The following is a 26,458-nucleotide window of genomic DNA, read 5'->3' as shown; positions in this document are numbered from 1 at the left end:
TAATATGCCAAGATGACTCTAATTTTTTATAAAAAGTAAAAGATAAACTCGATATTTTTCAAATATTCAGTCCTCATATATGTCATTTATATCAAGAAAGACAACCAAATCTACAGTAATGATATTTTGATACATGTTTTCTGTTCCAGAAATGCACATCAATCGATATATTCTATTCGCTAACAATTATTCAACTTTAGAAAAAACTGTTTATTGAGATCATCACTATGGAATTACATAGCAATCTTTACTATCACCATCCTGATAGTGCAATCATGGATCAACTCGACCATCTGTTCCAACAACATCAAGACAATCCAGTGACTTTTGTGCAATTGGCTAGCGCAATCAATTCTGAATATGGTGCTGAACTTGCACAAGAACTTATCGATCAAGTAGATCAAATCGAGTATGACCTTGCACCAGAAACAGTCTATCGGCTTGCAGGGTTTAGTATTCTGCACTTTGTCCACGGTTCGGCTGGCGATGACATTATGGAAGCCATCATGTTTTTCTTAAAAGCCTTAGTCCCTGCATTACATGTACAAGCATGGGGTTGTGGTGATGATGACCCGTGGGAGTTCTGGTTTAAATTTGAAGGTGATGAGCTCGTTCGTGAGGACGATGAACCGTTTAATGATCCAGATGAAGATCTCAACATCAAAGCCGAAATCTACACTTGGTGGCATCAAGATATGCCTAAAGAAATTCAAGAAGGCTTTTTGAACGAAACTGAAGAAGAATAACAGCTAAAGCACCTTATTTGCAGAACCCAATAAGGTGCTTGATGACTTATACAAAAGACTCACATAAATCTAGTAAGCGGTTGGCATAACCCCATTCATTATCATACCAAGCAAATACTTTCGCCTGATGCCCCACCACCATAGTCTGACTTAAGTCTACAATCAGTGAATAAGGTGAATGGTTAAAATCACTAGACACTAATGCTTCATCGGTCACTTGCATAATTTCAGCATAATCACTTTCTGCAGCACCAATCAACACTTCGTTCAGTCTGTGTACGGTAACTGGCGATTGCGACACAAAGCTCAAATCAATCGCAGCCACATTAATAGTTGGAACACGAATAGAATAACCATCAATGCGGTTTTCCATTTTCGGCATCACTTGCTTTAATGCTCCTAAAGCCGAAGATGTCGTTGGAATAATATTTTGCCCAGATGCACGGGCGCGACGCAAATCTCGATGAGCATGATCCAAAACCGACTGATCAGCGGTTACCGCATGAATCTCGGTCATTAATGCCGTTTGAATCCCAAAAGCATCATCAATAATTTTAACTAAAGGTACTAATGCCTGCGTGGTACAAGACACACTGGAAATAATTTGATCTGAAGCTTTCACTTCATGATGATTTACACCATAAACTATCGCCACATCGACCGTATCAAAAGGCGCAGCGCCAATAATCACACGCTTTGCCCCTGCCTGAATATGACGAGTAGCCGCTTCACGCGAACGGAATAAACCCGTACATTCCAATACCACATCAATATTTAACTGCTGCCAAGGCAAATTGGCAGGTTCAGCCTCACACAAAACTTGAACTTTTAGACTGGCAAGTCCTGCGTGAATATGCAAATAAATTTGCTCGTTTTCATGCTCAAGTTCAACTTTACCCTTGAAGCGACCATGTGTCGTATCGTACTTAAACAAGTGAATTAAGGTTTCAACATCAGCAATATCATTAATTGCTACAATCTCAAAATGGAAATCTTTAGGATTTTCGAACCAAGCCCGTAAAACGTTACGACCAATTCGACCAAATCCATTAATCGCCACTTTTTGCATGACTTTTCCTTTGTATGAAACCTTAATTTAAGCTGCCTTATGTTAATAGATTTTGTACTTTAGCCAAGATGTTTTCTTGCAAATCCAGCATAAAATTAAAAAAATGACAGCCTTGACGAAAAATACCACCCAATTCAACCTGAACACCCCTTCTACTGTGTTCACTTAATTTAGAAAATCTTAAAAAGTTTATTTACATAAAATAAATACAGACTAAAGGATGACTTACAATTCCATAGTTTTGTCATTAATTCATAGTAAAGTGATTGTGCATGGGGCTTTTTCCGTTATAATTTGGCGTTTTAAAAAATTAAGCCTGTATTTTATAGAATGTGCTAAAACCACCTATAAACAATACATTTAGCCAAATTCAAGATTTATGGAGTGACTTGGTTGTGAGTACTCGTTTTATGACATCAGCTGAAATTCGCGAAGCTTTTTTAAGCTATTTTGAATCGCAAGGGCATACACGTGTCGCGTCGAGTTCTCTAGTACCCGCCAACGACCCAACATTATTATTTACAAATGCTGGTATGAACCAGTTTAAAGACTGCTTTTTAGGTCTTGAAAAACGTGATTATGTTCGTGCAACTTCATCGCAAAAGTGTGTCCGTGCTGGCGGAAAACACAATGACTTAGATAACGTCGGTTATACAGCACGCCACCACACTTTCTTCGAAATGTTAGGTAACTTCTCCTTTGGTGATTATTTCAAACGCGATGCCATCAAATTTGCATGGGAATTCCTGACTAGCGATAAATGGTTAGCACTACCAAAAGACAAACTGTATGCCACGGTTTATCACACTGATGATGAGGCATTTGACATCTGGAACAAAGAAATTGGTTTAGATGCATCACGCATTATTCGGATTGGTGATAACAAAGGTGGTCAATACGCATCAGATAACTTCTGGGCAATGGGCGATACAGGTCCTTGCGGTCCATGTTCTGAAATTTTCTTTGACCATGGTGATCATATTTGGGGTGGCTTACCAGGCACACCTGAAGAAGATGGCGACCGTTTCATTGAAATCTGGAACAACGTATTCATGCAGTTTAACCGTACTGCGGATGGCGTGCTTCACCCTCTTCCAGCACCTTCTGTTGATACAGGTATGGGCTTGGAACGTATTTCTGCGGTTTTACAACACGTAAATTCAAACTACGAAATCGATTTATTCCAACACCTATTAAAAGCTGCGGCGGAAATTATTGGTTTAGATACAACAGCCTTAGAAGCTGAAGCAAAAGAAAAAGGCACGCCTGTTCAGTACCCTGCTTCACTTAAAGTGGTTGCTGACCATGCTCGTTCTTGCTGCTTCTTGATTGCAGACGGTGTAAACCCTTCAAATGAGGGTCGTGGTTATGTGCTTCGTCGTATCATCCGCCGTGCAGTGCGTCATGGTAACAAATTGGGTGCAACAGGCTCATTCTTCCATAAAATGTTGCAGCCTTTAATTGAAGTAATGGGTGCTGCCTATCCTGAGCTGGAAGCAAACAAAGCGCGCATTGAAGCACAGCTTTTGAAAGAAGAAGAGCAATTTGCTAAAACCTTAGAGCAAGGTTTGAAATTGCTTGAAGTTGAATTGACTCAACTGAAAGGTTCTGTAATCCCAGGTGAAGTTGTCTTCAAACTTTACGACACTTACGGCTTCCCTACTGACCTAACAGCTGATATCGCACGTGAACGTGATTTGACGATTGACGAAGCTGGCTTTGAAGTTGAAATGGCTGCACAGCGCCAACGCGCACGTGATGCTGGTAAATTCGCGATTGACTACAACAGCGTTGTAAAAGTTGAAGGTGAAACACAATTCGATGGATACAATGCAACTGCTGGACAAGGTCAAATTATTGCCTTGTATAAAGATGGTGAGCAAGTTGATGAAGTCGTTGAAGGTGATGAAGCCCTCATCGTGTTGAATCAAACACCTTTCTATGCTGAAAGTGGTGGTCAGATTGGTGATACAGGTATCTTCAAAAATGAAACTGGTATTTTTGAAGTTCAAGATACTAAAAAATCAGGCGGTGCATTTGTCCATCAAGGCATCGTGACTGTTGGTCATCTAAAAGCATCACAAACTGTTGACGCCATCGTAAAAGCAGATATTCGTGCCGCAACTGCGCGTAATCACTCTGCAACTCACCTTTTACATGCTGCATTGCGCCAAATTCTAGGCTCACATGTCCAGCAAAAAGGCTCTTTAGTTGCTAGTGATATTTTACGTTTTGACTTCGCCAACGATCAGCCAGTTTCATTTGAACAACTTCAAGAAATTGAGCGTTTGGTCAACGCTGAGGTGATCGCAAATACTGCTGTTAGCACTGAACTTCTTGACATCGAATCTGCAAAAGCCAAAGGTGCGATGATGTTGTTTGGTGAAAAGTATGGCGATGAGGTTCGTGTTCTTTCAATGGGTTCAATTATTGAAGAGAAGAACTTCTCGATTGAACTATGTGGTGGTATTCACGTACAACGTACTGGCGACATCGGCTTATTTAAAATCACTTCTGAAGGTGGTGTAGCTGCGGGTGTACGTCGTATTGAAGCAGTAACAGGTACTAAAGCTTTAGAAGTTGTACAAAAAGCTGAAGCAGATATTGTGCATATCAATGGTGTATTGAAAGCTCAGAAAGATCAAACTGTAGAAAAAGTTGAAGCAATTGTTGAAACTTCATCTGCATTGCAAAAACAGATTGAACAACTCAATCAGAAATTAGCAAGCTTGCAAGCTGCGGAACTTTTAAGCCAAGTTCAAACACTTGCAGGTCGCACAACGTTAATCACAACTGTTCAAGGTATGGATGCTAAAGCACTTCGCAACCTTCATGACGGTGTGAAATCAAAATTAGAAAATGCAGTAATCGTTCTTGCAGGTGTAGAGGGTGACAAGGTTAGCTTGATCGCATCTGTAGCAAAAGAATTTACTGCTTCTATAAAGGCGGGTGACATCATCAAACACTTAGCGAATGAGCTTGGTGGTAAAGGTGGTGGTAAACCTGACTTGGCACAAGGTGGCGCGCCACTAAACGAGAAGTTTGCAAAAGTGATGGCAGATTTAACTGCTTGGCTTGAAGCAAAATAAAACTTCACCTTTTGTGTAACTGACCCTGATTGGCACTTCGGGGTCATGGCTTATATGGAACAACTATGGCATTAATCGTTCAAAAATATGGCGGTACTTCTATGGGTACCCCCGAGCGCATTTTAAATGTTGCTCGTCGTGTGAAGCGCTGGCATGACCACGGCCACAAGGTAGTGGTTGTAGTATCAGCAATGAGTGGTGAAACAAACCGCTTATTAGCTCTCGCGAAAGCCATTACGGACACCCCTGACCCACGTGAACTTGACCAAATGGTCTCAACGGGTGAACAGGTAACGATTTCCATGTTAGCGATGGCGCTCAATTCAATTGGCGTTGAAGCTAAGTCACTCACTGGTCGCCAAGTTGGTATTAAAACGGACAGCGCGTTTACCAAAGCTCGTATTGAATCGATTGATACTGACGTAATGACTGAGCACTTAGATGCAGGTCGTGTCATTGTCGTTGCTGGTTTCCAAGGTTTTGATGCTGATGGCAACACCACAACTTTAGGTCGCGGTGGTTCAGATACTTCTGGGGTAGCTTTAGCGGCTGCACTAAAAGCAGATGAATGCCAAATCTATACCGATGTGGATGGTGTTTATACCACTGACCCACGTGTTGCACCGAAAGCGAAAAAAGTTGACCGTATCTCTTTTGAAGAAATGCTAGAAATGGCATCTTTAGGCTCAAAAGTTTTACAAATCCGCTCTGTTGAATTCGCAGGTAAATATCAAGTTCCACTGCGCGTATTATCAAGCTTTGATAATGATGATGACGGTGCATTTGATGAAGATTTCAAACAAAACGTAGGCACACTAATTACGACTGAGGCAGAAGACGATATGGAACAACCAATCATTGCAGGTATTGCATTTAACCGTGACGAAGCAAAACTCACTATCTTGGGTGTTCCTGATGAACCAGGAATTGCATCTAAAATCTTATCGCCGATCAGCAATGCCAATATCGAAGTGGATATGATTATCCAAAACGTAGAAGAAGATGGTACAACAGACTTTACTTTTACTGTAAATCGTACTGACTTGGCAAAAGCAAAGGCAATTTTAGAGCAAACAGCCAGCAGCATTGAAGGCTGTGAAGTTGTAACTCGTGATGATATCGTTAAAGTTTCAATCGTTGGTGTTGGTATGCGCTCACATGCAGGTGTTGCGAGCAAAATGTTCACAGCATTGGCAGATGAAAGCATTAATATTTTAATGATTTCAACATCAGAAATTAAAATTTCTGTACTTATTGAAGAAAACTATTTAGAGCTTGCTGTTCGTTGTTTACACACCGCATTTGGTCTAGACCGTGAACATGGCGAGTCAAGCGCACGCGCTTAAAAGATAATTGTCTTTTGTAAGACAATTTCTTTAAAATCCTATAAAAATACAGAGCCACTATAGTTTTTTCTATAGTGGCTCTGTTATATTAGCCCAGAGGCGTTTTAGTAAATTTCAACAGAATTCTATAAATACCTACCTATTTGTCTTTATAAGTTCTGTTAAAATTTTCTTTATAACGAAGGTTGTGTTTTTTTAACTTTTTAATCAATGCAGGTTTAGCATTTTGCAAGGAGATAAACATGCTGATTCTGACCCGACGTGTCGGAGAAACATTAATGATTGGGGATCAAGTCAGTGTTACTGTACTTGGCGTTAAAGGCAACCAAGTTCGTATTGGCGTAAATGCTCCAAAAGAAGTATCAGTTCATCGCGAAGAAATCTATCAACGCATTCAACATGAACGTGCGATGCACGAACACCTGCAACATCTCGATCAAGATTATCAGCCTTCTTTTGAAGAAGATAATTACTCCCAGAATAACTTTAATCGTTAAAATTAAACGTTATCTCCTAAAGCGGCTTTTCTAAGCCGCTTTAAATTTTCTAGCCTAGTCAAATTGTGACAAGGCTTTCTTTACTGGTGCATAACTGCGGCGATGTTCTGCAATAACACCGTGTATCGCAATAGCTTCAAAATGCGCTTTGGTTGGATAACCTTTGTGCTTGGCAAAACCGTACTGTGGATATTTCTGATCTAAAGCCACCATATCTCGATCACGCGTGACTTTGGCCAAGATACTGGCCGCAGAAATTTCTGCATGCAATGCATCCCCTCCAACTACAGCATCACAACTCATGCTTAAACCTTGTGGAATCTTATTTCCATCCACCAAGACATGCTCTGGTGTGATTTGTAATGCCTCCACTGCACGGCGCATTGCCAACAATGATGCTTGTAGAATATTGATGTCATCAATTTCTTCATGACTGGCTTCTGCAATTGCCCATGCCAATGCTTTTTCTTGAATCTCTAAAAATAACTTCTCACGCTTTTTCTCTGTGAGTTTCTTAGAATCATTTAACCCTTCAATTGGATTATTCGGATCAAGAATGACAGCTGCAGCCACAACCGAACCAACTAAAGGACCACGCCCTGCTTCATCTACACCCGCTACTCGCATGTCTTACTCTCATAAAAAATGGCTGGAAAATCAGCCATCTTAGAATTAATCATATATTCAATATACTTATTTTAACATTTCAGCTGTGCATGTTGCAGAAGTTTTTGTTGCAGCCAATGTCGAATAAGCATCTTTTGCCTTCGGATCTATAGCTGCTAAAGCCAATTGCTCTTTAGAGAACATTTTCGGTGCATTGTCGCCCACACATTTACATACTTCACGTTTTTTCTTTTGTTTTTGATCTTTAGATAAAAGTTTACTACCTACAATCCAAGTAGGATTACTCTCAATTTCCTTCATACATTTTTGGTTTGACGCTATTCGAATCACAGAAATGCCATCTGATTCTGAACCAGATAATGGTGAAGATACGCACGCAGAGAGCATTAATACTCCAGTTAAACACATTAAAAACTTATATTTTTTCATCATTATTCAACCTTTGTTTTACGTTAATAGATTTATAGGTCATTTATTGTTCTGAACAATATAAAATAAAATAAGATAAAGCACAAAAAGTATTGCAATAAAAAAGCTAGGAGATTCCTAGCTTTTCAAATTATTTATTTACTGCTTCACTCACACAACTTTGAATGGTTTTCGTCACAACATTATTGACTATCGTTGCACGTGCTGCAGGGTCTATAGCAGCAGTCGCCAAATCTACAGTCGTCACATTTTGTGGTGCTTTTTCGCTCACACAACCACAAATATCCGTTTGAATATTTTGTTTTTGCTCAGCAGTCATAAGCTGTGTAGACTTTTTCCAAGCAGGAGTATTATTTAATTCTGTCACACATTTTGAATTGATTGCAATTTTGATCGCTGCCATCCCTACTTGCTGGGTTGTCGCTGCCGTAGTTGTTACTGTTTCTGTTGTAGCACAAGCCGTTAGAACTAAAATAACAGGCGCAAATGCAGCTAATCTTTTTTTCACAATATTACCTTGATGATTGATTTAAAGTAGCGCTATTGTGCCGCAACACCAGTAAATAAAAAGCCCTGATTGACTTAATGATCAATTGGTTGTGCAATTTAGCAACAAAACTCATCAAATAGCATCAGCGTTGCAACAAATATACGCATCGTTGCAGAATTTGCATTTTTTTGTAATTTTAACTTCAGTAAGATTATAAAAATTATTCAGCCTATTCACTCCTACTTTATGAAAAATACATCCCCCTATTACACGCGTACTGCGCAAGTCTTACACTGGATCATGGCGATTATTTTTATTGTCGCTTGGATCATTGGTTTCTATAGTGGGAACTTTTTAAGCTATGAGACTGATGGAAGTTTCAAAGGTGACGTCATCACCTTACACAAGAACATTGCTACGACCATTATCTTCTTAGTCATGATTCGTATTTTCTGGCGTTATACGCATCCAGCCCCTTCACTGCCAGACAGCATGTCTCCAACAATGAAGGTATTGGCTCATCTTGGGCATTTAGCGCTATACCTAATGTTACTTGCCTTACCAATCACGGGATGTTTATTCAGTTGGAGCGCAGGTCATCCAGCACCTGTTTTATATATGTTTGAGATTCCTCGCCTTCTAGAAGAAAATTATGATGTATTGGAAATTGTAAAACCGTTACACATCTATCTATCTTGGGCAGCAGGTTTATTGGTTGTAGGACATATTGTTGCTGCATTAAAACACCACTTTATCGATAAAGATAGTGTGCTCACAAGTATGACCCGCCAACCCAAGTAAAACCTAATCATAAAAAACCGCACAATCTCGTGCGGTTTTTTTATATTAAAAGAATTACAGGCTCTGGATTGCTGTAATCCATTTTTGCTTTTCAGCATCACTAATAAATGATGCTTCAAAAGAGTTCTGAGCCAATTTTTTCAATTCATCATTCGACAAAGATAATGCTTCTGTAATCGCAATGAAATTGTCATTCATATAACCACCAAAATATGATGGATCATCTGAATTGACTGTGACATGCACACCCTGCTGCAATAAACGGCGGATATTATGCTCTGCCATATCATCAACTACACACAGCTTTAAGTTACTGAGTGGACAAACCGTTAACGGCATTTTCTCTGCAATTAAACGTTGCATTAAAGCAGGGTCTTCTTCTGAACGTACCCCATGATCAATACGATTCACTTTAAGTAAGTCTAAAGCTTCCCATACATATTCTGCTGGACCTTCTTCACCCGCATGTGCAACGACCAAGAAACCTGCTTCACGTGCTTTGGCAAAGACGCGTTCAAATTTTGAAGGTGGATGTCCAACTTCACTAGAGTCGAGCCCAACACCAATAATTTGATTTTTAAATGGCATCGCTTGTGTCAATGTGTCAAATGCAGCTTCTTCACTTAAATGGCGCAAGAAACACATGATTAAATGTGAACTAATACCATATTTTGTTTGAGCATCATCACAAGCACGCTGTAAACCATTAATTACGGTTTCAAATGCAACACCACGATCGGTATGTGTTTGCGGATCAAAGAACATTTCTGTATGCATGACACGATCTTCATGACATTTTTCGAAATATGCCCAAGCCAAATCATAGAAATCCTGCTCATGCACCAGTACGTTTGCACCCGCATAATAAATATCTAGGAAGGATTGCAGGTTATGAAAATTATAGGCTTGCTTGACTTCCTCAACTGATTTATAAGGAATTTCAATCTGATTACGTTGTGCAATTGCAAACATCAGTTCAGGCTCAAAAGTCCCTTCAATATGAACGTGTAATTCTGCTTTTGGTAAAGCACGGATGAGCTCAAGTTGATTCATACCTTATCCTTAAAAAAGAAAAAGGGTGTAAACAAGTTTACACCCTTAACATTGGTGTGGGTATTAACCACCAAAAAATGCAAATTTAATTGCCCAAAGCACTGCAACAATCCAAACCATATAAGGAACAGTTGAAGCCTTGCCAGTACATAATTTAATTAACGCATAGCTAATAAAGCCCATCGCAATACCATCTGCAATTGAGTATGAAAATGGCATAAATACGATCGTTAGGAATGCAGGCACAGCTTCAGTAATATCATCCCATTCAATATGGGTAATCCCCTGAATCATCAACACACCCACAAATAACAATGCAGGAGCAGTTGCAAAACCAGGTACAGATTGTGCTAATGGGGCTAAAAACAAACACAAGATAAATAAAACACCAACCACAACAGCTGTAAGACCTGTACGACCACCTGCTGCGACACCTGCTGAAGACTCAATATAAGGCGTGGTTGATGATGTACCTAGTGCAGCACCTGCAACAATAGCTGTTGAGTCAGCAAATAATGCTTTTTTCAAACGAGGTAATTTACCATCTTGCAGTAAGCCAGCACGATGCGCGACCCCTACTAAAGTACCTGTTGAGTCAAATAAGTCCACCAAGAAGAAGACAAAAATGACGCCCACTAGACTCGCGGTAAATAAGCCTTCAAAATCCATCTGTAAGAATGTAGGTGCAATTGAAGGAATTTCGCCTACAACACCTTTGAATTCGCTTAGCCCCATCACGGTAGAAATTGCAGTCAGTACTAAAATACTGATAATAATCGAACCGCGTACTTTAAACTGGTGTAGTACCACAATCATTAAAAATCCAAACAACGTCAACAATACGGTCGGTTGCTTAAGATCACCTAAACCAACCAGTGTTGCTGGATTATCAACAATAATGCCTGAGTTCTTTAACGCAATTAGTGCGAGGAACAAACCAATACCACCGCCAATTGCAAACTTAAGTGACATTGGAATTGCATTGACAATCGCTTCACGGATTTTAAACATGCTAATGGCAATAAAAACCAAACCAGAAACGAATACTGCTGCCAAAGCAGTTTGCCATGGCACACCCATCCCCATACAAACAGAATAGGTAAAGTAGGCGTTAAGACCCATACCAGGTGCTAAAGCAATTGGATAATTCGCAATAATCCCCATCACTAAACAGCCAATCGCTGCTGCGAGACATGTTGCGACAAAGACTGCTCCATGATCCATCCCTGTTTCGGATAAAATCATTGGATTAACAATAATGATGTAACACATGGTTAAAAAAGTGGTTACACCTGCAAGAACTTCAGTACGAAAAGTCGTCTTGTTTTCGCTTAATTTAAATAAGCGTTCAAGTACGTTTTCTGAAGATGGATTAGGAGTCGTCATGACCTAGCCCCTGTAAAAAAACATTATGCCAAAATTCCGAATTGGACTAAAAATAAACTTTTTGCCATTTGATTCTCGAAATTTAAAGCAATGGGTATGCCAAATATCTAATGCTTTTTTTTAAGCTAAACAAGGAAACGGTCATTGCCAAACACAAGGCTTCCTTTTCAAGTAAACGAAAAAAGCTGCATATATTATGCAGCCTTAACACTTATACTTTCTAAATCAATAGCTTAAATAAAAAACATAAACATTTCTTTAAATTCGGCGTGGATTATAACATATTGATTTTCACGTTGTTTCTAGAATTTATGCACGGCAGCGACTAAGCCTTAAAAAATGAGATACGAGTAAATTTAAATCTTTAATTACAAAAATAAATTCGTACTGCTATTGATCTTTTTTCCTCAAAATATTTTTTGATTGAGCATCAGCTTCAATTTTTTGGAGTGAGCTATGTGCTTCGTTTATCAAACGATCAATTTCTTGCTTCTGCCTGTTCTCAGATTCGTAATATACGCTCAATCCTAAGATACAGACCATCAATAGAAACACAGGTATAAGGAACTTTTTCATTATAATAAAATAAATTTTTTAATTATTGGTAAAATATACACTATATTTTTTTCTAGTTCACTTTGTTTAAATCAAATAGAGCCGACTCATTTAAAAATTATATTTTTCAATTGTTTATAAATAATATTTCAGTGTGCTACATTCATACAGAATCTATTGCACCAGCAATTTATAACTGCAAAATTATAATCATTAATGAAAACCAATTTATTCATTATTATTCAACAACTTAGAAATAAAATTCTTCAAATAAGTCCTTTCAAATTTTTCTCATAAAAATCTGACGATAGATCTTCATATATTATTCACTAAACACCCACTCAACGAATTGAGTCTCCTCCACCCAAAGAAGAAATTTAATTCACTTAAGCACATTCTGTTTGATTATGTGTCAATTTCGAACTTATCCGAACATAAGCTTATTACCATGTTATTTATGAACCATCCTCCTTCCACCCAAAAAATAGTTAGATCCTTTATAAGGGCAATACACGAGTCGTTATTGTTAAAAATATGAGTTTCTTAAATAGACTCATATTTGAATATATCTAGATGGTCGGGGCGTATTTCTCTGCTTAACCTTGACTTCAGACTTACTCCATAGTTTTTAATCCAATTACTCACTTTAGATTTGGAATATAAATTATGGAACAATATCTTAAAGCAACGTCACTACTCGATTATAACCACCCATTCATTAAAAATTTAATTCAAGAGAAAGAATGGCATAAGTTGAGTGATATTGGAAAAGTGAAGCAAATCTATAACTTTGTAAGAGATGAAATTCAATTTGGTTATAATTTAAAAGACTCAATTCCAGCATCTACTGTTTTGAATGACGGTTATGGTCAATGCAACACCAAAGCGACTTTATTGATGGCTTTATTAAGAGCCGTCAAAATTCCAACCCGGTTGCATGGTTTTACAATCGATAAAAGCTTACAAAAAGGGGCTATTGATGGCATTTGGTACAAGCTGTCTCCACAAAATATTCTGCATAGTTGGGTAGAAGTCTATGTAAATGAAAGTTGGTTTATTTTAGAAGGGGTAATTCTGGATAAAGAATACCTAACGAATCTACAAAAAATGTATAAGAGTCCTTCAAATATTTTCTGCGGATTTGGGGTCTTTACAGAGAATTTTGAAAATCCGCCTATAGACTGGAATTTAAGCAATACTTATATTCAGGATAAAGGAATTAATCAAGATTTTGGAATATTTGATAGCCCTGATGATTTTTATAACCAACATCAACAACAACTTAGCTTTATTCAAGGGATAATGTTCAAAAATATAGTAAGACATTTAATGAATAAAAATGTTGATAATATTAGGAATGGCAAGATTGTCGAGTAGCTGAATTCAGTTAGCATATATGTGTAATTTATTGAAAACATGTATTTTTTAAATTTACTATTATTATCTGTGTGATTCATAGACATTCTTTCAATATGATTGGTGTCTATGAATACAGAAATAAAACCACAATTTGTATGGCTTAAATTATTTAAAGAGATCACCAATGTAGGTCTGGTTTGTCAAAGATGGGGATTTCTAGACCAATGCTACACAAATGATGGGAAAAATAGTCTGCGCAAGGATCTTGATGAATTAAATCCCCAGCGTGAATATCCATTAAAGTTTCTGAATACGCGAGCCAATGCTGAACTAGAATCCTTAATATTTGAAATGTACGCGACTAGAAATATTGATACTCTAGGTTTGCAAACAGTGTTGATATGACTGTTTCGAATCTATTGCCCTTAGGGACTATGTATAAAGTGCTATCCATTCATCAAGTCAAACTGATTGAAAAAAACTCTGTCATAAAGTAATTTTCATTTGGTATGAATGTTCACGATCAAGCGATAGGTTTTAAATGAATTTCAGTATAGCTCTCTCGATGGCTGCACACGATATTGTCTTTAAAGCCCTAAACGTCGACCAACAGCGAATACTTTCGACTTAACTGTGTGATTGAAGAAATACTCTTATCAGATGAGGTCTAAATACAACTCATCGAATGAACACGTTCAACACGCTAATTAGAAGAGAGATTTAGAGACCGTCCAATTAAAACAATTTTCATGAACGATATAAATTATTCCGCATAAAACTCTTCATTCGACATAAATCCTAAATAAGTAATACACGTTGCAAATATGTCCATAATTTGTGGATGCCCATTATTTTCTAGCCAGTCTTTGCCCAACATCGAAAAATGCTTCACCATGGCTGCATTTATATTTTCACATTTCTCTTCCATTGGAAGAAACACGACATGGTTCTTAGGGATTGGATTGCTATCTTGTAAAAAATTCAAGTTAACCATGTACCAGTGTAATTTCTTAGTTGTCATTTTTATTCTCGAATCATTAGCCAATAACTTTTTATATTATACGACGATCAATCAATTCTTGATTAGTTTGCTTGTAACATCCCTTAAACGTTACAATATTTTAAATATCAATAATTGAATGGGTCTATGCAAGTTGAACCGTCAAAACTCCAAGTAAAATATTAGGAAACTATATACGGCCAAATACGTAATTCCTTATTTTTAGCTAGTTTTCTCATCATTCATATAGCCTGATATAAGATAAACCTATATTTGGAAGTCTGTTTATCACCATTAAGATTATGGCGATGGAAGTGAGATTCCAAAATATTTTCACAAAAATCTCTGGTTTGGTAATCCCCCCTAAAAATAATAGGATCTAAAAGTAGAATTTTCTCTTAAGTTACTAGCTTCGATTGTTACTCCTAGAAACTTAACTAATATTTCGCATCATTATGACTCATGTTTTTAATCATTACCTCATATATGGGTTGGAAATCAAAAGCCAAGAATTGTAGTTCTTGGCTTTTTTCTTGTTATTCAGTTTTCATCACTCAGATCATTTTTTGTGGTTTGTCTCATCCCTCTTACAAAGTTTTTTACAGACTAATTGTGAACATTTCATATAAGAAAAGTTAAACCTACTCAGTTATGCTTTTTAGAATTTTTCTTTGAAAAACAATGCTCAGATAATTTTCATCCTCTGAGCATTGTGGGTAGTTTAAATAATTAATTTAATTCAGTTTTGAAACATAAATTTCGTAATGTGGATTTGTATCTTTATTTGAAATCACTTCATCTATTACGTATTTTTCAACCATTCCATCGGGCAATGAATGGTGAAGAAAATCCCCCTCTTCAACAGGTACCTCTATGTCTTTACTAGTAATCATTATTGACTGAACGATACAATATTTTAAAACTAACTCCTCTCCCGTACCATTTTTTATTAATTTTAAATCTATTCTATTCATCACTTTAGGTCTCCTTTAAGTGATTAATTTATTCTAGATCAAACATTATGATTATTAGCATTTTGGCATTAGGCTGTAAAGAAGTACTCCTTTCAGCCTGAACCGATATTGTTTCATTTTGTTTATTAAATTTTACTATTCGGTCTAATGATATAAATAATAGTTTGAAAACATAATTTTGCTTTAGATCTTTAGGAACGACTGATTATTTATGTGACTTTTACTCAGTTTTTTGCTTCAAAGTATGCTATGTATTTTGTAGTACAAATCCTATTTATTTACTCATAATGTCGGACCTTCGATGATGCTCATGATTTTATAAGTCAATTCTAGAAAGGTTACGTGCCTTTACTATAGACCATGATCGATACAGACCAACTACTTCCACACTGCTTAGGCTTAGGTAATTTCATGTGTACTTACCATCTTTGCAAAGTTGTACAAAAATTAATTACCACGTTTTATTCAATGCGTTCCAATCTGTTTTTTTCCACAAATCTCGACATAAAATAAACTTTATTAGCAGAATTAAATGCAGCAACTAAAGCAAACGAAAGGCATTAAAAAAGGCCTATAAGCTACTGTTTTCGCTTATAAACCTTTGATAAATATATTGTAGGCATATCCAGACTCGAACTGGAGACCTCTACGATGTCAATATCAAGCTATAACCTGATATAAGCCATTGGAATATAACAATTTCACGGGTTATTTTTGAGCTTTTTTTGGTCAAAAACTTACCCAACTAGCCCCAATAAAATCAATAATTTAGCACTTCATTTCTCTACAACTTTTTAAGCCTTTTCCCTAAAACTCTTAATAGCAAATTCATCTTATATGTCGCTTTGGCATAGCCATAACTTAGCAATTAAAAACCGCCCTTTCAGGCGGTCATTTTTACTTGATTAGGCTGTACCTTTCATGCGGTAAAGTCTTCAACTCGAACATATGTTGGTAGTCATAAGCTGGCAGTTCTACATTGTACTTTTTGCACAGATCCGATATGGCATAGGTCATATAGAACATATTGTCATGCAGCATATAGACCAGTTGCGGATTGAGTTTTGCCAGTGCAGGGCTATGGGTATTCCACCATGCTTGGAATAGTCGAGCATGACCACAGAGCATTTCTATAGTTTGGTTTTCATCTATATGAATGTCTCCTTTGGTTTTAATCTGCATAGTTTCTAGATAGTCCACAGCATCTTGAAAATGCATGGCTAAGAGTTCGCTATAACGTGGGATGCGAAAGTGCTTGTTATGTCTAGCCCAGAGTTCGGTGCGTTTCTTTGTACTACCCTCACAACGTCGGTCGACAATTTCTTTGAGTATGGCTTGTTGCTCTGCGTTGATTTTTACTCGAGTGTCGATTTGCTGATGCTGTATTTCTTTTTCCAATACGTCGAGTACCCATTTGCGGAATTCTTTGGCGACTGGTGTGCGGGCGAAGAATGTGATGAGATGGCAACCACGTAGTGAAAAAACCCGTACGCCCAAATTGGGCGTCTGAGGATTCTCAATCATTTGTGTCATATCGGAAGTAAATTCATCAGACTTACGGTTAAATACTTTGGTTACTGCATCTGCTTGCTTATAACCTAATGCATTTGCTAACTCAGCAGATGTAATCCAAATTTGATCATCCTTTCGTTGGATTGGATGAAATTGTGTTGCATTAAATGATAGACTGTTCATGTCTTATCTCCTTGCAGGGATTAGATAGAAGCCCCTTGTCCGCCAAGATAGAGGGGCTTCATTGTTTTTAATCTGTTTTTTTCAGAATAGTCATTCTAAGTTCGTCTAACGATTTCACGATGAAATTATTCAAAGAACGTCCATCTTTTTGAGCCTGTTCTGCTAAGAAATCTTTTAACTCTTTGGGCAATCTTAAATTGTATTGAGGATTTTTATGTTCACTCATGTTTAGCACCTAATAATATTAATCGGGTATAATTATTTGTACTATTGTTCGGGTATTATTGTCAATACCCACTTAATATCATTATGATAGTTAAGTCAGCGCTGACTTAACTATGAGATATCTATGAGTGATAGTGGACACCTAACAATTCAATACAACTTACGTCTTTCATCCGAATTAAAGGATAAGATTTCAAAATCTGCGAAAGAATTAAATCGCTCTATGAACTCCGATATTGTGGCTCGTCTTGAAGAAAGTTTTTTAGAAACTTCAGGTACTAGCAATTCACAAGCTGATATAAAAATTATTCCATTACGTGATGGGAAGAAGCGTGTGATTTATGGGAAGCTGCTGAATACATTAGATTTAGACTACACTCAACCGCTTAGCGACCTAAAAATCGATATCGAGCTGGCACTCGTGACTTTAAGCCGCACCTCTATTTGGAAAGCATTCCAATTTTTTACTAAAGACGTAATTGTTGCTCAAGGCAATAATCATCTTAATATTGTGGACAATGGTAAGAAAAGTTTAGGATGGCTAGTTGTGGAAGATCACTATGTCAGCACTTCAAAAAAAAGTGATGAAAACTGAATTTAGTTTAGTTGGCTTGAAAGGACTTAAGTCGAGCTTGATTAAATTAACAGGCTAGTGTCAATAAGATAAACCTTTTACTTGTTAATAACCCACTATAGAGAAACCGATGTTAGATTTAAGAGTTAGGAATCATCAAGATTGGGAAGAACTATCAATATATCTAGGCGATCAATACTATAAACGTAAAGATCAACTAGAGAATGGAAGATTTCAGCTTTATGGTAGAACAGGACAAACACAACATGGTGTTGATATATTTTCAAAATACCATAATCGGGTTATTCAATGTAAATATACAAATCAATTAACTCTAAATGACATAAATAAAGAACTCAAAAAATCAGATTCATATCCAAATCAAATTAGCCATTATTTATTTACTACTACAGCATCAAGAGACTTACATGTCCAAAATTATATCAAAAATGGGGCCTTTCACACCCGCCCTAATTTGACTGAGTTTGCGATAGATGTACTTTATTGGGATGATGTCCATTCAATAGACTTTGTTCCAAATAAACTTAAACTGAAATACTTCCCAAGCTTATCGTTTGAAAATCAAAGTGGAAACCTTTATCAACTATTTAAAAATACAATTTCACATTATATAACTTTAGATGATTTGAAATGGTTGGAACAATATGATTTCTCTATTGGTTATATTCCTGAAGATAATTATAATAAATTTTTAAATCTTTACTATGAATCTGATCGTGCAAAATCTAATATTTCTCTAATCAAAGGAAAAAGAGATGCATTATCAAAAACTTATAATATTGGTTTTGAATTTTTTGATGAGTTAGAAATTTTTATAAAAGAAATAAGAAATAATATTATTGGTGAAAATATTGATGGAAATAATGTACTATTCCTTGATAAGAATTTGTTTAAAGATCGCTATTTTAAAATAATTCACAATTGGAAAACTAATGCCAAGAACCTAGCACGCTCCTATAGAGAAATGGTTTTAGATGAAACTCCGTTTCCTTAACCTAGTTTATGATGAAAATTTTCTATTCAAATTTCATTCCAAGATTCCATAATCTTAGGTATAAAAAGCACCTTAAGGTGCTTTTTTATTTTATTTCACAAAAATTCCTGTTTTTATAGAATCCAGAATAAATTGAGAATTTATTGAGAGTTGCTTATGGGTTTGATCTAATTCATCAAATTCTTTGAAAAATTCACTCCCAACTACTGCGCTACTAACTTTATCAAATCTATCTTCAATCTTACTATAAAGTACTGTTTTTAAAATATTTATATCCGCATTATAAATAAAATCTTCATCGTCTCTCATTCTATTATACTTTTTCCTGATTTCTTCCATCAAATTCTTTGAATTTTTTGTATATTTATGAAATTCAGTTGAATATATCTCACTCAAAAAATCTATTTCTTTCTTTTCCCCCTCTATTTCCACAGAAAGATAGCCAGTTAAATTTAAACTCGAAATTAACAAAGTATGTTTTTCTTTTAATAGAGCACAATTATCTTCTACAATTTTAAAATTCACAATATCAATTTCATCGAATCTCGCATTCTTTAATCTTCTCAAAGAAAAATAAATACCATGTATTAAATCTACTACTTCATCCATTTTATTATAAGAAGAAATAGATAAATCTTTTTCAACTTGTTTATTATGCACATTCCTCCAATCACTAAATGCCCATATTACAACTAATGGAGCAATTAAATAAGTAGCCCAAATAAATATATTAATTATATCCCCCTTATTACCCGCATTCCATCCATGACCATTTATTTTATAAAAAATTAACCCTACAAAACAAATAAAAGCATAAACACAAAAAAACAAGATAACACTTTTATACTTTTCAACATTTTCCTTATTTTTTGAATCAAAGTATTTATTTCTCAAAGTTCCAATATAATTATATATTCTTAATGATGCATCCTTTCTCTTAACAAAAGAATAAGCCAGAAAAATATACAAATCAATCAAATAAAGTTTATTCTCTGTAGTTGCATTACTAAAAGACTCTTTCAACCCGATAGTAAAATTCAAGACCAAAAGTATAACAAACTCAGAAAAATTAACAAACAGCACTAGGAATGTAAGAAAAACAATAGAGAATAAGGAAAATTTTATTAAATACTTTAAAATTAAAATAATTTTATTAAAAAAACATATTAATTTAATTTCAAAAAAACCAACAAGAATAGAATACATAAAAGAATAAATTTTAGGGAATTTAACTTCAATATTAGCTAATAATATTGAGCCAAAGAAATGTAAAAATTCCAATATATATTTCATAAAACTTTCTATCAACTATTGAGTTTAATCATTTTCTATCACAACTGACTTTGCCATCTGTTCAAAATAGTTATTATCCCCCTTGAACAGCTGATGACGAACCAATTAACCTTCCCTATTTATGTCTATTTAACAAATTTGTCAATAAAAAAATCAGGATAATTCAAGGATTTATCAAGTTAAATAACTTTTATACGGCTTGTGACTGATTCATCGAGCAACAATGCAAATCACTGTTTGACTTCAGATAATGCGCTGACTTTTCTACTCAGCAGCAAGCACTGAAATGGTATGAACAACGCAAATAATCAGGACAAACAGGCTGGAAAAGTTTAGACCGTGACGGCGATGGTCAAGCATGTGAATGCTTGTCGGGTGGAAACGGTAAGAAGTGCCCGAAGAAGAAAAAATAGATGGTTGTAAAAATACAACCGCTTATATCGCTCGCAATTCAACCTATTAGATTTAAATGTAATCTAATGTATTTAAGTGGTCATATATTTTAAGTAAATTATTCACACCAAAAAATATGACTAATTTTGGATTCATGATAATGCAAATAAAACCACTTTTACTTATAGGACTTTTTGGCATCCTTTCTGGATGCCAGGTTGTTACAAATGCAGATAATAAGAAATCTGTATCTATGTTGCCATTACACATACCTGATGAAGTACGTTATTTAAACGTATCACCAAAAGCATCAATTGAAGAAAAGCGAGAAGCATATACCAATCAACTTGTCAGCTCTACTGAACAATATGCAACTATAAAAACCATTCCATACGAATTTTTTCAAGGATCTGGTTCACTAAGTGCATACCCTTATACCCTCTACAACTTTGATCAAAAACGTGTAAAGTTTATTGAAAACTCTATGCTCAGCCCTTCAACGACCATGACAAGATTTGATTATTCTCAATCAAAGTTAAAATTACCGGTCGGACAACATGACCTTGTTTTTGTGAGTGGTGTTGGAAGTCACAGCTATTTCACAGAGATTAAGAATGTAACTTTAGAAGCAAATAAAGACTATGTAATTGGGGTAGACAGAATCCCTAATGGCAAAGCACAGGTTTTCATTGCTGAATATGAAATCGATTCAAAATTCAAGCCTAATGAACCTGAATCAATTATAGTGAAAAAACGAATCATTCAAGGTATTGAGCATGGGAATTTCAAACGTGTATCAGTTTATTAAGTTTGGAAGCACTTTGGGGCTGTTGGTTTCTGTTTTAGCATTACAAGGTTGCGTCCGTATGATGCTACCCACTTCAGACGCTGAATTAGTAACGAAATCAATTAATGGTGGTGGTTCAGTAGAAGTTCCTTTGGATTATGTACAATCGTATGCAAATTTAAAGCAAGCATACGTCAAGTGTATGGAATACCGAACTTTAAATGATTCCTTAAAAATTGATGCTAATTTGGATCGTGAAAACAGCATCGGGACCTTTTACGGCAGACCACCGTATGGAACTTATATCTTTAAGACAACCATTACGCCTATTGATTCAAATACATCGAAGCTTACCCTCTATACAATTCGAGGTAGTCTATTAACGGACAATGCAAATCAAAATGTATTAAATAAACGTTTAGAGCAAGATAAAATCCGTGCTCTAGGTCAAGATGCTAAATGCAATAAAGACTAGTAATTTTAATCTGAAACTAAGCAAGTAGAGCGCCTCACGGCGCTCTTCTTATGTAAAATTCTGAACCAATTTCTTTATGACTGGTCTCTGACGTTGACTGGCATTCCATAAGTCATGCTGCATCTGCAAATTTAACCAAAACTCTGGTGATGTTTCCAAAGCCTCGCTTAAACGAATTGCCATATCTGCTGAAATACCAGTATGACCATTCAAAATACGAGACAGATTTGCACGAGTAACCCCTAGTGCTTGAGCAGCCTCCGTCACAGGAGTTTCACCAATGTATTCCCGTAACATTTCACCAGGATGTGGTGCATTGAACATCATATTCATTTTAGTACTCCTGCGCTGGGCTTAGTGATAGTCCAGATAATCCACAATGTAGACATCACCATCTTCAAATTTAAAAATTACCCGCCAATTACCGTTTACAGTCAGCGACCATTGATCTTGTAGATTTCCACTTAACTTGTGCAATCGCCAATTGGGTGGAGTTCTTAGATCATTCACTGTAGAGGCAGCATGTAATGCCGCAAGGATTAAACGTAATTTGGCAGAATGCGCTGCTTGAATACCTGCTGTTGTACCAGTTTGGAAAAAAGCCTGAAGACCTTTATGTTTAAAACTCTTAATCAAGCTTTAGCATCCATTCGTATAGCGTATATATACAATATACACTACCTTAAAAAATATGTATAGCCGATAAACCTCATATAAAGATAAAGTGCCCCACGGCGCTTTATTTATGCAAAATTCTGAACCAACTTCTTAATGATTGGTCGAACCCAATCCATGATGGTTTCAAATAAGATATTGATGCTCAATGTAAAATTTCAAGAATTTTGCAAATGGTGTATTATGTTGATTTTATGAATTATTAATTTTAAAAATTACTTATGCTCAAAGCTTTTATGCTAGTTGTCGCGTTAATTTCAACTTCTATCAATAATCTATCACATGCAGAGACCAATACATTGAAGGCAAATATGATATTAGAACCATTTATATTTGAAATTGGTTCTAATTTTTCAGATATTCAAACTAAATTCAGCTTAGAAGCAAAGACTTCAGGAGTAAATTTCATTAAAGAATCAAACTGGTACAGATTAAAAACACCAGTAGGATTTATTTCCCTTCAAGAGTGGAAAGGTAAACTTCATTCTATTGCTTATGAAATTGATATAGATGATGTAGAAACAAAAAAGAAATTAATTAACTATCTATTTGAAAAATATAAAAATAATTTTGAATGGGTAGAACGGGTTGATAATGGGTTTTATATTTCATATGAATCATCTAATGATTCTATCCAAGGAATCCATGCTTATTCATTAGGAACAACTATTTCTTTTACTAGTAATGAAATTAGAAAAGCTGAAACAAAGGTTCGATTTCCAAATCTTTAATTTGTGAAACCAGTTATTTAACCTAATGGAGCTTATTCGAAACTGGCATCATTTCGAGGGCTTTTTTCATTAACCCACTACACACCTACGGCGATATGAACATATGCAAATGATCACAAAGAAACCATGATAGTGCGCTGAACCCCATCATGGTTTCAAATAAGATATTGATGCTTATATAAAAATTTCAAGTATTACGTATAATGTGCATTATCTTAATTTTAGATTTTCTACTAATAATTAAATTATAAGATATTATTAGTTTTGAAAAATAGACGAGTCCCAAAAATGAATAATTATAGCCTTGAGAAACTCAAAGTAATTGAGTCTTATATTGAGAATTACATAAATGAGCTAGAGGACGAGATTCTTGAAAACCGCTCTGATATTGTAATGACTATAGATTGGAGGGAAGACGATAGCGAAATTATCCAATACTGTGAAAATATTTTAAAGACTGGAATTCTCTCTTCTCAACTAGAAAAGTCTAATAATATGCAAGGTTTTACTATTAGCATTTCTTATGCAGATAAATCATTGATTATTCCGTATCAAGGTGCAGGTGCAGATCGCAATACCACCTTACTTTCGTTAAATGAAATAATCCAACCAGATTATGAAATTCGATTCTGTAATCATTCAGATGGGCAAGATACATTACAATTTATTCCTTTACCGAAAGAAATATGGGATCAGCTAGATCTTAAATATCCAATAATTATTGAACTATTTGAGAAATTTAATAAAGATTCTATATTTTTTTAAACCTCAACTGATACCTTGATTTTCTGCTATTAGTGGCGATTATTCGAACTGCCCTCAATTGAGGGCATCCGCAATAGCACTGTGTTTCGCCTTACAGTCGTTATATTTAGCGACTGTATCAATCGACCAAAGCATAACGTCTTTACCCTGCCCTGACTCTAGCTTTTGCAAATCAGCACACGGCTCAAGGAGGTTCGCTGGAATCGTTGGCGATAAGTGAGTTGATTGCTGACACCCCATCATCATCAAAACAATGCTGCTGATACACATCACGATCAATGATCTTTTGCACTTCACGTGTAACCGTTTCGACTTTGACACGTTGCTTTGATTTTTCAGCTTCATAATCTGAACTCACTTTATTGATTTGATCTTGCTTGGCTGCCAGGGCATTTAAGTGCTTCTGTTCAATTTCCTGCACTTTTGCAATGCATTTGGAATCTGCATCTTTTAATTGCCCAGCCAAATGATTGCTGTATGCAATTTGGCAGATCCATAAAACAAAAAAGACCGCTATTGCGATCCAGTATTTGAAGTTCCAAAAGGCTATGAGTATTGGCATCACTGCGCCTCCATACATTTTTGATAACGCTCTTGCTGACGAACCCAAACGCCATAACAGCCGTTCTTACGAATTGAGCAATCTTTCTTGGCCACATACTTCCACTTCAAAAGAGATTTGCATGCATGCACGTACTGCCCCGCTTTCAAATTGCGAAGCATGGAAGATTGATTCCAATTGGCTTGGCCAAAGTTGTAAGTAAAGTCGAGATAAATGTCATATTCAATCTGAGACAATTTCACTCCTGGCATAGATTTACGAAAAGCCACTTCATCTTTGGCCACATGCGCCTTTGCCCATTCCAAAGCTGTTTTGCGGGTAATGGGTGGATCAGTCATTTTGATCGATTGGCCATTCGGTTTTACTGTTGAGCCAATACCTTGAGTTACTACACCACCGCTATCTTTATAAGGCTTGGCAGAATAACCTTCATGCAATTCTAGGGACGAAAAAAAAGCAGCCGAAGCTGCTAATCCCATCACCCAATATTTAGTCTTTGACATTGCACTCCCCGTTTAATTTGCGCTTTTCTAGTTCATGTATTTCTTGCTCACGTTGATCTTTACGTTTCTGAAATTGGCGATTCGATAGGAAATTCATGAAGCTAATAATCAAACCAGCCAAACCAATTCCAACACCAATTAAAAAACCCCAGTCCCATGTTGCTGCCCAGGATACAAGTGTTACCCCTGTACCTGTTGCTGTAGTGACTTTTCCCGCAATCGCAGCTGAAGTTTCAGCAACTGCAGTTGTTGTTTCAGACATGCCCTTCCCCTATTTTTCAGACATAAAAAAACACCCATTCGGGTGCTATGTATTTTCTTAAGTGATTTGTACTATACACCTACCATTTGACTAGCAAACGCGGACCAGTTGGTGGCTGTTTGATATGCAGAAAGCGACCCGACTGGAACTTTAATAACACACGTTGCTTTTAATGAAGTTAAGCTTGTGCTCGTAATTGTTGGTGGAACTGCCGGTAAGCAAATTAATTCATTACATGCTGTCATATAACTCATCCCATTAGCCCCAATACTTGAGACATTCACACCGATTGTAAATTTTAAACATGAAGTGTTTTGGTAAAAGGCGAATGTTGGAATTGTCGTAATTCCCGAACCAACGCTCACTTCAATTGATTTTGCAAATTGAAAGCAACCAGACTGCAACAACGTTACAGTATTTGGGATTAAGTTATATTTTAAATTTGTGCTGGAAAAAGCATTGTCAGCAATAGTCGTCACGTTTCTATAATTAAAAGTTTCTAATTTTGCTGTGTACGCAAAACACCATTGAGGGATCGTTGTGACACCAGTTCCTATATCAAAACTCTTCATATTCGCGTAATAAAATGAATAATTTGACAGTGTTGTCACAGTATTTGGCAAAGTAATCCCAAAGTCCACTGTAGCAGCGCTGCCAAATCGCTGAAAACTATACGGTCCTATCTTTATCAAGCCACTTGGTAGTGTTAACTGATAGGCTTTATACCAACCATCAAAACCATAGTCTTTGATTTCCGTTACTGCACCCTCAATAATCAAACCTGTTGCGCAGTAAAAAATATTATCTGCGCTACTTCCAGATTTCATTGCATTGGCTTGGATTATTCCAGAGATTTGGCTTGTTAGCGTGACTACGCCTATATTCTGAGGGAAGTTGGAATATGTGCCGCTAAATTTAATCACCCCTCCGCCAGTTACTTCGCTAGGAGCATACAATTCAATCGATTTTGTAGCGCCATCCTTCTCCGCAGTTACTATAATTTTTTGACCCGAGGTGTAATTAGCTGAAAAAGGGACCGTAAAGTCCCCATTTGCATCCGCTGTTGCTGTATATGTCGCCAT

At 36.2% G+C, this 26,458-nt stretch carries 30 protein-coding genes and 1 pseudogene; 14 read left to right on the top strand and 17 right to left on the bottom strand.

What is annotated here, in order from left to right; all coding sequences use genetic code 11:
- Positions 1-227: 227 nt before the first annotated feature.
- Positions 228-746: a hypothetical protein gene (locus F4W09_RS02565; RefSeq protein WP_151503922.1), complete on the top strand. Its 519-nt coding sequence runs from the start codon at positions 228-230 to the stop codon at positions 744-746.
- 46 nt (positions 747-792) lie between these two features.
- Here F4W09_RS02565 and F4W09_RS02560 read toward each other — a convergent pair whose 3' ends face one another.
- Positions 793-1,815: a type I glyceraldehyde-3-phosphate dehydrogenase gene (locus F4W09_RS02560; protein WP_151503921.1), complete on the bottom strand. Its 1,023-nt coding sequence runs from the start codon at positions 1,813-1,815 to the stop codon at positions 793-795.
- A 395-nt stretch (positions 1,816-2,210) separates the two neighbouring features.
- Between F4W09_RS02560 and alaS the strand changes: the two genes are divergently transcribed.
- The 3 genes from alaS to csrA all read left to right on the top strand — a co-directional run bounded on the left by alaS (position 2,211) and on the right by csrA (position 6,747).
- Positions 2,211-4,904 carry an alanine--tRNA ligase gene (gene alaS / locus F4W09_RS02555; RefSeq protein WP_171492379.1) on the top strand — a complete coding sequence of 898 codons (2,694 nt, stop codon included), beginning with the start codon at positions 2,211-2,213 and terminating at the stop codon, positions 4,902-4,904.
- A gap of 65 nt (positions 4,905-4,969) precedes the next feature.
- On the top strand, positions 4,970-6,250 hold the full coding sequence (locus F4W09_RS02550) for an aspartate kinase (protein WP_016166581.1): 1,281 nt from the start codon (positions 4,970-4,972) through the stop codon (positions 6,248-6,250).
- Positions 6,251-6,492: 242 nt separating this feature from the next.
- Positions 6,493-6,747, top strand: coding sequence for a carbon storage regulator CsrA (csrA, locus tag F4W09_RS02545; protein WP_016166582.1), 255 nt, complete (start codon positions 6,493-6,495; stop codon positions 6,745-6,747).
- A gap of 54 nt (positions 6,748-6,801) precedes the next feature.
- Here csrA and rnhB read toward each other — a convergent pair whose 3' ends face one another.
- The 3 genes from rnhB to F4W09_RS02530 all read right to left on the bottom strand — a co-directional run bounded on the left by rnhB (position 6,802) and on the right by F4W09_RS02530 (position 8,311).
- The gene (gene rnhB, locus F4W09_RS02540) at positions 6,802-7,374 is read right to left on the bottom strand and encodes a ribonuclease HII (protein ID WP_151503920.1); all 573 of its coding nucleotides are present in this window, start codon (positions 7,372-7,374) and stop codon (positions 6,802-6,804) included.
- A 66-nt stretch (positions 7,375-7,440) separates the two neighbouring features.
- The gene (locus tag F4W09_RS02535; RefSeq protein ID WP_228155303.1) at positions 7,441-7,806 is read right to left on the bottom strand and encodes a hypothetical protein; all 366 of its coding nucleotides are present in this window, start codon (positions 7,804-7,806) and stop codon (positions 7,441-7,443) included.
- Between the two features lie 127 nt (positions 7,807-7,933).
- Entirely contained in the window at positions 7,934-8,311 is a 378-nt protein-coding gene (locus F4W09_RS02530) for a hypothetical protein (RefSeq protein ID WP_151503919.1), read from the bottom strand.
- A 228-nt stretch (positions 8,312-8,539) separates the two neighbouring features.
- Here F4W09_RS02530 and F4W09_RS02525 point away from each other — a divergent pair, with 228 nt between their 5' ends.
- The gene (locus tag F4W09_RS02525) at positions 8,540-9,094 is read left to right on the top strand and encodes a cytochrome b (RefSeq protein WP_151503918.1); all 555 of its coding nucleotides are present in this window, start codon (positions 8,540-8,542) and stop codon (positions 9,092-9,094) included.
- A gap of 54 nt (positions 9,095-9,148) precedes the next feature.
- Here the strand turns inward: F4W09_RS02525 and F4W09_RS02520 are convergent, their stop codons facing one another.
- Both F4W09_RS02520 and F4W09_RS02515 read right to left on the bottom strand, forming a co-directional pair.
- A complete protein-coding gene (locus F4W09_RS02520; protein ID WP_016166587.1) occupies positions 9,149-10,147 on the bottom strand; it encodes an adenosine deaminase in 999 nt (332 codons plus the stop codon).
- A gap of 63 nt (positions 10,148-10,210) precedes the next feature.
- Positions 10,211-11,533, bottom strand: a complete 1,323-nt coding sequence (locus F4W09_RS02515; protein WP_151503917.1) for an NCS2 family permease — start codon at positions 11,531-11,533, stop codon at positions 10,211-10,213.
- 1,221 nt (positions 11,534-12,754) lie between these two features.
- Between F4W09_RS02515 and F4W09_RS02510 the strand changes: the two genes are divergently transcribed.
- Positions 12,755-13,465, top strand: coding sequence for a transglutaminase-like domain-containing protein (locus tag F4W09_RS02510; RefSeq protein WP_151503916.1), 711 nt, complete (start codon positions 12,755-12,757; stop codon positions 13,463-13,465).
- Between the two features lie 108 nt (positions 13,466-13,573).
- Positions 13,574-13,852, top strand: coding sequence for a hypothetical protein (locus F4W09_RS02505; protein WP_151503915.1), 279 nt, complete (start codon positions 13,574-13,576; stop codon positions 13,850-13,852).
- A 358-nt stretch (positions 13,853-14,210) separates the two neighbouring features.
- On the opposite strand, the gene F4W09_RS02500 is transcribed toward F4W09_RS02505, so the two are convergent.
- The 4 genes from F4W09_RS02500 to F4W09_RS02480 all read right to left on the bottom strand — a co-directional run bounded on the left by F4W09_RS02500 (position 14,211) and on the right by F4W09_RS02480 (position 17,342).
- Positions 14,211-14,468: a hypothetical protein gene (locus tag F4W09_RS02500; protein ID WP_151503914.1), complete on the bottom strand. Its 258-nt coding sequence runs from the start codon at positions 14,466-14,468 to the stop codon at positions 14,211-14,213.
- A 713-nt stretch (positions 14,469-15,181) separates the two neighbouring features.
- A complete protein-coding gene (locus F4W09_RS02490; protein WP_052662040.1) occupies positions 15,182-15,421 on the bottom strand; it encodes a hypothetical protein in 240 nt (79 codons plus the stop codon).
- Between the two features lie 897 nt (positions 15,422-16,318).
- The gene (locus F4W09_RS02485) at positions 16,319-17,116 is read right to left on the bottom strand and encodes a BRO-N domain-containing protein (RefSeq protein ID WP_151503913.1); all 798 of its coding nucleotides are present in this window, start codon (positions 17,114-17,116) and stop codon (positions 16,319-16,321) included.
- Positions 17,117-17,183: 67 nt separating this feature from the next.
- The gene (locus F4W09_RS02480) at positions 17,184-17,342 is read right to left on the bottom strand and encodes a YlcI/YnfO family protein (RefSeq protein WP_151503912.1); all 159 of its coding nucleotides are present in this window, start codon (positions 17,340-17,342) and stop codon (positions 17,184-17,186) included.
- 123 nt (positions 17,343-17,465) lie between these two features.
- Here F4W09_RS02480 and F4W09_RS02475 point away from each other — a divergent pair, with 123 nt between their 5' ends.
- Together F4W09_RS02475 and F4W09_RS02470 are read left to right on the top strand one after the other, a co-directional pair.
- Complete coding sequence (locus F4W09_RS02475; protein ID WP_151503911.1) at positions 17,466-17,936, top strand: Arc family DNA-binding protein; 471 nt, start codon at positions 17,466-17,468, stop codon at positions 17,934-17,936.
- A 109-nt stretch (positions 17,937-18,045) separates the two neighbouring features.
- Positions 18,046-18,930 carry a hypothetical protein gene (locus F4W09_RS02470; RefSeq protein ID WP_151503910.1) on the top strand — a complete coding sequence of 295 codons (885 nt, stop codon included), beginning with the start codon at positions 18,046-18,048 and terminating at the stop codon, positions 18,928-18,930.
- A 90-nt stretch (positions 18,931-19,020) separates the two neighbouring features.
- On the opposite strand, the gene F4W09_RS02465 is transcribed toward F4W09_RS02470, so the two are convergent.
- A complete protein-coding gene (locus F4W09_RS02465; protein ID WP_151503909.1) occupies positions 19,021-20,223 on the bottom strand; it encodes a hypothetical protein in 1,203 nt (400 codons plus the stop codon).
- Between the two features lie 251 nt (positions 20,224-20,474).
- Here F4W09_RS02465 and F4W09_RS02460 point away from each other — a divergent pair.
- From F4W09_RS02460 to F4W09_RS02450, 3 genes and pseudogenes are all read left to right on the top strand, one after another.
- Positions 20,475-20,636: pseudogene (locus tag F4W09_RS02460) on the top strand (excalibur calcium-binding domain-containing protein); the annotation flags it as partial.
- 140 nt (positions 20,637-20,776) lie between these two features.
- Entirely contained in the window at positions 20,777-21,424 is a 648-nt protein-coding gene (locus F4W09_RS02455; RefSeq protein ID WP_151503908.1) for a hypothetical protein, read from the top strand.
- A complete protein-coding gene (locus F4W09_RS02450; protein WP_104441815.1) occupies positions 21,393-21,878 on the top strand; it encodes a hypothetical protein in 486 nt (161 codons plus the stop codon). The genes F4W09_RS02455 and F4W09_RS02450 overlap by 32 nt, the downstream gene beginning before the upstream one ends.
- A gap of 48 nt (positions 21,879-21,926) precedes the next feature.
- Here F4W09_RS02450 and F4W09_RS02445 read toward each other — a convergent pair whose 3' ends face one another.
- Entirely contained in the window at positions 21,927-22,211 is a 285-nt protein-coding gene (locus tag F4W09_RS02445; RefSeq protein WP_104441814.1) for a HigA family addiction module antitoxin, read from the bottom strand.
- Between the two features lie 21 nt (positions 22,212-22,232).
- The gene (locus F4W09_RS02440; protein WP_044738568.1) at positions 22,233-22,514 is read right to left on the bottom strand and encodes a type II toxin-antitoxin system RelE/ParE family toxin; all 282 of its coding nucleotides are present in this window, start codon (positions 22,512-22,514) and stop codon (positions 22,233-22,235) included.
- A 350-nt stretch (positions 22,515-22,864) separates the two neighbouring features.
- On the opposite strand from F4W09_RS02440, the gene F4W09_RS02435 reads away from it, so the two are divergent.
- Positions 22,865-23,284 (top strand): hypothetical protein, encoded by a 420-nt coding sequence (locus F4W09_RS02435; protein WP_244948528.1) that lies wholly within the window; start codon positions 22,865-22,867, stop codon positions 23,282-23,284.
- Between the two features lie 288 nt (positions 23,285-23,572).
- The gene (locus F4W09_RS02430; protein WP_151503906.1) at positions 23,573-24,049 is read left to right on the top strand and encodes a hypothetical protein; all 477 of its coding nucleotides are present in this window, start codon (positions 23,573-23,575) and stop codon (positions 24,047-24,049) included.
- A gap of 184 nt (positions 24,050-24,233) precedes the next feature.
- Here the strand turns inward: F4W09_RS02430 and F4W09_RS02420 are convergent, their stop codons facing one another.
- The 4 genes from F4W09_RS02420 to F4W09_RS02405 all read right to left on the bottom strand — a co-directional run bounded on the left by F4W09_RS02420 (position 24,234) and on the right by F4W09_RS02405 (position 26,458).
- Entirely contained in the window at positions 24,234-24,611 is a 378-nt protein-coding gene (locus F4W09_RS02420; RefSeq protein ID WP_151503904.1) for a hypothetical protein, read from the bottom strand.
- The gene (locus F4W09_RS02415; protein ID WP_151503903.1) at positions 24,611-25,114 is read right to left on the bottom strand and encodes a lysozyme; all 504 of its coding nucleotides are present in this window, start codon (positions 25,112-25,114) and stop codon (positions 24,611-24,613) included. The genes F4W09_RS02420 and F4W09_RS02415 overlap by 1 nt, the downstream gene beginning before the upstream one ends.
- Positions 25,101-25,376 carry a hypothetical protein gene (locus F4W09_RS02410; RefSeq protein WP_016167876.1) on the bottom strand — a complete coding sequence of 92 codons (276 nt, stop codon included), beginning with the start codon at positions 25,374-25,376 and terminating at the stop codon, positions 25,101-25,103. The genes F4W09_RS02415 and F4W09_RS02410 overlap by 14 nt, the downstream gene beginning before the upstream one ends.
- A gap of 71 nt (positions 25,377-25,447) precedes the next feature.
- Positions 25,448-26,458, bottom strand: a complete 1,011-nt coding sequence (locus F4W09_RS02405) for a leucine-rich repeat domain-containing protein (RefSeq protein ID WP_151503902.1) — start codon at positions 26,456-26,458, stop codon at positions 25,448-25,450.

The sequence above is a fragment of the Acinetobacter tandoii genome (assembly GCF_008867985.1).
GTDB classification, from domain to species: Bacteria; Pseudomonadota; Gammaproteobacteria; order Pseudomonadales; family Moraxellaceae; genus Acinetobacter; species Acinetobacter tandoii.
Note: the sequence above shows the minus strand (reverse complement) of the source record. Positions and strands in the feature narration are given on the sequence as shown.

Excerpts from the sequence above, each read along its gene's own strand:
- F4W09_RS02420 (WP_151503904.1), bottom strand. The coding sequence starts at position 24,611 with ATGCCAATACTCATAGCCTTTTGGAACTTCAAATACTGGATCGCAATA.
- F4W09_RS02520 (WP_016166587.1), bottom strand. The coding sequence starts at position 10,147 with ATGAATCAACTTGAGCTCATCCGTGCTTTACCAAAAGCAGAATTACAC.
- F4W09_RS02490 (WP_052662040.1), bottom strand. The coding sequence starts at position 15,421 with ATGAATAGAATAGATTTAAAATTAATAAAAAATGGTACGGGAGAGGAG.
- F4W09_RS02450 (WP_104441815.1), top strand. The coding sequence starts at position 21,393 with ATGGGAATTTCAAACGTGTATCAGTTTATTAAGTTTGGAAGCACTTTG.
- F4W09_RS02510 (WP_151503916.1), top strand. The coding sequence starts at position 12,755 with ATGGAACAATATCTTAAAGCAACGTCACTACTCGATTATAACCACCCA.
- F4W09_RS02535 (WP_228155303.1), bottom strand. The coding sequence starts at position 7,806 with ATGATGAAAAAATATAAGTTTTTAATGTGTTTAACTGGAGTATTAATG.
- F4W09_RS02480 (WP_151503912.1), bottom strand. The coding sequence starts at position 17,342 with ATGAGTGAACATAAAAATCCTCAATACAATTTAAGATTGCCCAAAGAG.
- F4W09_RS02505 (WP_151503915.1), top strand. The coding sequence starts at position 13,574 with ATGAATACAGAAATAAAACCACAATTTGTATGGCTTAAATTATTTAAA.
- F4W09_RS02515 (WP_151503917.1), bottom strand. The coding sequence starts at position 11,533 with ATGACGACTCCTAATCCATCTTCAGAAAACGTACTTGAACGCTTATTT.
- F4W09_RS02430 (WP_151503906.1), top strand. The coding sequence starts at position 23,573 with ATGAATAATTATAGCCTTGAGAAACTCAAAGTAATTGAGTCTTATATT.
- F4W09_RS02410 (WP_016167876.1), bottom strand. The coding sequence starts at position 25,376 with ATGTCTGAAACAACAACTGCAGTTGCTGAAACTTCAGCTGCGATTGCG.
- F4W09_RS02475 (WP_151503911.1), top strand. The coding sequence starts at position 17,466 with ATGAGTGATAGTGGACACCTAACAATTCAATACAACTTACGTCTTTCA.
- F4W09_RS02500 (WP_151503914.1), bottom strand. The coding sequence starts at position 14,468 with ATGACAACTAAGAAATTACACTGGTACATGGTTAACTTGAATTTTTTA.
- F4W09_RS02455 (WP_151503908.1), top strand. The coding sequence starts at position 20,777 with ATGCAAATAAAACCACTTTTACTTATAGGACTTTTTGGCATCCTTTCT.
- csrA (WP_016166582.1), top strand. The coding sequence starts at position 6,493 with ATGCTGATTCTGACCCGACGTGTCGGAGAAACATTAATGATTGGGGAT.
- F4W09_RS02445 (WP_104441814.1), bottom strand. The coding sequence starts at position 22,211 with ATGAATATGATGTTCAATGCACCACATCCTGGTGAAATGTTACGGGAA.
- F4W09_RS02550 (WP_016166581.1), top strand. The coding sequence starts at position 4,970 with ATGGCATTAATCGTTCAAAAATATGGCGGTACTTCTATGGGTACCCCC.
- F4W09_RS02525 (WP_151503918.1), top strand. The coding sequence starts at position 8,540 with ATGAAAAATACATCCCCCTATTACACGCGTACTGCGCAAGTCTTACAC.
- F4W09_RS02405 (WP_151503902.1), bottom strand. The coding sequence starts at position 26,458 with ATGGCGACATATACAGCAACAGCGGATGCAAATGGGGACTTTACGGTC.
- rnhB (WP_151503920.1), bottom strand. The coding sequence starts at position 7,374 with ATGCGAGTAGCGGGTGTAGATGAAGCAGGGCGTGGTCCTTTAGTTGGT.
- F4W09_RS02565 (WP_151503922.1), top strand. The coding sequence starts at position 228 with ATGGAATTACATAGCAATCTTTACTATCACCATCCTGATAGTGCAATC.
- F4W09_RS02470 (WP_151503910.1), top strand. The coding sequence starts at position 18,046 with ATGTTAGATTTAAGAGTTAGGAATCATCAAGATTGGGAAGAACTATCA.
- F4W09_RS02435 (WP_244948528.1), top strand. The coding sequence starts at position 22,865 with ATGATATTAGAACCATTTATATTTGAAATTGGTTCTAATTTTTCAGAT.
- F4W09_RS02415 (WP_151503903.1), bottom strand. The coding sequence starts at position 25,114 with ATGTCAAAGACTAAATATTGGGTGATGGGATTAGCAGCTTCGGCTGCT.
- F4W09_RS02485 (WP_151503913.1), bottom strand. The coding sequence starts at position 17,116 with ATGAACAGTCTATCATTTAATGCAACACAATTTCATCCAATCCAACGA.
- F4W09_RS02465 (WP_151503909.1), bottom strand. The coding sequence starts at position 20,223 with ATGAAATATATATTGGAATTTTTACATTTCTTTGGCTCAATATTATTA.
- F4W09_RS02560 (WP_151503921.1), bottom strand. The coding sequence starts at position 1,815 with ATGCAAAAAGTGGCGATTAATGGATTTGGTCGAATTGGTCGTAACGTT.